General features: G+C 74.4%; 3 protein-coding genes. 1 reads left to right on the forward strand and 2 read right to left on the reverse strand.

Annotated elements, in window-relative coordinates; translation table 11 throughout:
- Positions 1-185 precede the first annotated feature (185 nt).
- Both ACFXA3_RS38325 and ACFXA3_RS38330 read right to left on the reverse strand, forming a co-directional pair.
- Complete coding sequence (locus tag ACFXA3_RS38325; protein ID WP_385195254.1) at positions 186-800, reverse strand: hypothetical protein; 615 nt, start codon at positions 798-800, stop codon at positions 186-188.
- 162 nt (positions 801-962) lie between these two features.
- Complete coding sequence (locus ACFXA3_RS38330) at positions 963-2,486, reverse strand: MFS transporter (protein ID WP_385195257.1); 1,524 nt, start codon at positions 2,484-2,486, stop codon at positions 963-965.
- A gap of 137 nt (positions 2,487-2,623) precedes the next feature.
- Between ACFXA3_RS38330 and ACFXA3_RS38335 the strand changes: the two genes are divergently transcribed.
- Positions 2,624-3,712: Lrp/AsnC family transcriptional regulator (locus tag ACFXA3_RS38335; RefSeq protein WP_385195259.1), on the forward strand; the 1,089-nt coding region annotated here is incomplete at its 3' end.

Genomic DNA, 3,712 nt, shown 5'->3' on the forward strand with positions numbered 1-3,712 from the left:
GGCTCCGTGAGGCGGCCAGCCTGGACACGGTTTACATCAACTGGTGCATGCTCACGTTCTGACCCTCGGGGGGGGGATGTGCGGCGAGGGCTGACCAGAAAGACAGGGGGCCGTCCGGGAGTGACCCTCCCGGACGGCCCTGTCCCATGTGCCCGCGCGGTACGCGCGCTCATCGGGTCCGAAGGTCAGCCGATGCGGTGGAAGATGAAGTCGAGCGCGTCCGGGCCGCCGCGGTGGTGGCCGCCCTGGTGCTCCTCCCGATGCCCCTGCTGCCGGCCCTGCTTGTGGTCCTGCTTCCGGCCCTGCTCCTGGCCCTGCTTCTGGTCCTGGCGCTGCTCCCGGCCCGGCTCCGGCTCGCCCTTCGGGGTGCGGTGGGCACGGAAGTCGTCGTCGTTGCGGTAGTCGTCGTTCCAGTCGTCACGGCGGTCGTCGCCGAAGTCGTCGTGGCGGCCGCGGACCGGCGTGAAGTACGCCGAGCGGACCGAGACGTCGTTCACCCGGTCCCCCGGCTCCAGCGTCCGCTCCTCCCGGCCCGAGCAGCCGCGGCCCGGGTAGAGCGTGGCCCGCCCGTCGGTGTTGTTGCGCACCGACGTCGCGGGGCGGCCGGACGAGGTGCCCGTCAGCTCGTAGCAGGTGTCGTAGTTGGCCGGGCGGATCTGCTCGTATTCGTCATGGTCGACGATGTATTCCAGCCGGCCGCGCAGGCGGCCGTCGTCGTCGCCGGCGAACGAGGTGCCGGCGGCGGGCAGGACGAGGGCGAGGGCACCGAGGAGCGCCGCGGCGGTGGGGAGAACACGCATGGGGGGCAGTCCGTTCTGTGGGCACTGGATGCCGGTCCGGTGACATCCAGCGGGCAGCGTAGGAGCGGCACCCCCTGCCGAACCGTTTCGGCATGCGCAGTGCGTTCGAAGGTTCACCCTCCCGATCGGCGGCCTGCGCCCGTACGGTCCCGCCCGCGCCCGCTACGCGGGAGCGCGTTCGGACACCGGGGCGGTCACGTCGGCGGCGGGTGCCGGAGCCGGTGCCGGTGCCGGTGCCTTCGTGCGGACCAGGACCAGCACCACCAGTGCGCCGGCCAGCCCCATCAGTCCGGAGACCAGGAACGTCCCCCGCAACCCGCTCGCGAAGGCCTCGTCCACCCAGGCCCGCGCGGCCGGACCCGCCGCCAGCAGCTCGCCGGCGCGCCCCGAGGCCAGCGCCTCGGCCGTGCCGGGCGCCTGGCCGGAGCCGCTGAGCCCGTCCGTCAGGCCTGCCTGGAAGACCGCGCCGAGCACGGCGACGCCGAGCGCCATGCCCAGCTGCCGCGCGGTGTTCAGCGCCCCGCCGGCCATGCCCGCCCGCGCCGGGGCCACGGCGCCCATCGCGGCGGCGGCCAGCGCCGGGGTCGCGGCGCCGACGCCGAGGCCGGTCACCGCCAGACCCGGGACCAGGGCCGACCAGCCGTCGCCCGCGTCCGTCATCCAGGCCTGGAGCAGTGCGCCCGATCCGATCAGCAGCAGCCCGCCGCCGATGGTCAGCCGCGCCGGGGCCCCGTGCAGCAGCCGGCCGGCCACCGCGGAGACGGCGAACGAGGAGATGCTCAGCGGCACCAGCACGAGGCCGGCGGAGACCGGGCCCATCCCCTCGGCGGTCTGGAGCCAGAGGGAGACGTACATCAGGTACGAGAACGCGGCCCCGGACAGCAGCAGCGCCGCGGCCATGACGCCGACGAAGGTGCGGCTGCGGAACAGCGAGAGGTCCAGCATCGGGCGGGGGCTGCGCAGCTCGACGACGACGAACGCGGCGAAGGCGGCCGCGCCGAGGCCGAGCAGGCCGAGGGTGGCGGACCCGGTCCAGCCGTTCTCGCCGACCCGGATCAGCGCGTACGTGACGGCTGCCGCGCCCGTGGTGAACGCGGCCATGCCGGGCAGGTCGAGGCCCTTGGCGCGCGGGTCGCGGGACTCGGCGACCGACCGGAGGGTGACGTACACGGCGACGGCGCAGACGGGCAGGTTGATGAAGAAGATCCAGCGCCAGCCGAAGTGCTCGGTGAGCAGTCCGCCGATGATCGGCCCGGCTGCGGCGGCCGCGCCGTTGACGGCGCCCCAGACACCGAAGGCGACCCCGCGGTCGCGGCCCTGGTAGGCGCTGCTGAGCAGGGCCATGGTGGTGGCGAACATCGCGGCGCCGCCGATGCCCTGGACGGCGCGGAAGGCGATCAGCTCGGCCGGGCCGGTGGCCAGTCCGCAGGCGAGCGAGGCGGCGGCGAAGAGCCCGAGCCCGCCGAGGTAGACGCGGCGGCGGCCGATCCGGTCGGCGAGCGAGCCGGCACCGAGCAGCAGGGCGGCGAGGGCCAGGGCGTAGCCGTCGATGACCCACTGGAGTCCGGAGAAACCGGTGTGCATGTCGGCGGCCATGTCGGGCAGGGCGACCATCACGATCGTGACGTCGATCAGGAGCATGAACGCCCCGAGGCAGACCGCGGTCAGCGGAAGCCATTTGCGCATGGGAGATCTCCTCGGGGCCCGGAGGCCCGGCAGGGGTTGGCGGTGGTTCCAAACTCCCAGCCGCGCGGCCGATCACCCACCCACATGCCCTTTGCTGCCGGATTCCTCTGCCCACACCCCCTGTCATGATGGAAACCATGACCACGCCCACCAGAACGAACACCGCCTCCTCCTTCCCCCTCGCGTCCGGCTCCGTGCAGTTCGACGAGCTCGACCGGGGTCTGATGCAGGCCCTGATGGCCGACGGCCGGGCCCCCTTCAGCCGCATCGCCGAGGTGCTGGAGGTCTCCGACCAGACGGTGGTGCGGCGCTACCGCCGGCTGCGGACCTCGGGCCTGCTCCGGGTGGTCGGGCTGCCGCTGGGCAACCGCGTCGGGCTGTTCGAGTCCTGGCTGCGGGTGCAGTGCGCGCCGGACGCCGCGCTCGCGGTGGCCGGGGCGCTGGCCCGGCGGCCGGACATCTCCTGGGTGAAGCTCGGCTCCGGCGGCACCGAGATCAACTGCCTGACCAAGGCCCGGACCCGGCAGGACCGCGACGGCCTGCTGCTGGACAAGCTCCCGCGCACCCGCCGGGTGACGGGGGTCAGCGCCCACACCATCCTGCGGGTCTACATCGGCGGGCCGTCGCAGTGTTGCGGGCTGGACGTCCTGCGGCCCGAGCAGATCGCGGCGCTGGCGCCGTGGCCGCAGCGGCCCCCCGTGGTGCACGGGCAGGAGCGGTACACCCTGGACGAGGCGGAGCTGGCGCTGCTGGCGGTGCTCGGCCAGGACGGCCGGGCCGGATATCCGGAGCTGGCCCGCGCCTCCGGCCTGTCGGAGTCCACCGCGCGCCGCCGGGTGGACCGGCTGCGGGAGCTGCGGGCGCTGTACTTCGACCTGGAGCTCGTCCCGTCGACCCTGGGCTTCGAGGCGGAGGCGACGCTGATGCTGACCGCTGCGCCGGCCCGGCTGGCGGAGGTGGGCGCGGCGCTCGCAGGGCATCCGGAGGTGCCGTTCGCGGCGGCGGTGACCGGCACGGCCAACCTGATGGCCGCGGTGGTGTGCCGGGACACCGACGCGCTGTACACGTACATGACCGAGCGGATCGGTGCGGTGCCCGGCATCCAGCACGTGGAGGTGATCCCGACCCTGCGCAACATCAAGCGGGCCGGGATGCTGGTGGAGGGGGGGGGGGGGGGGGTGAGAGAGCCGCCCCCCCCCCCACCGCGGGGGCCCCCGCCCGCGGGC

The sequence above is a fragment of the Streptomyces sp. NPDC059456 genome, assembly GCF_042750055.1.
Lineage (GTDB): Bacteria > Actinomycetota > Actinomycetes > Streptomycetales > Streptomycetaceae > Streptomyces.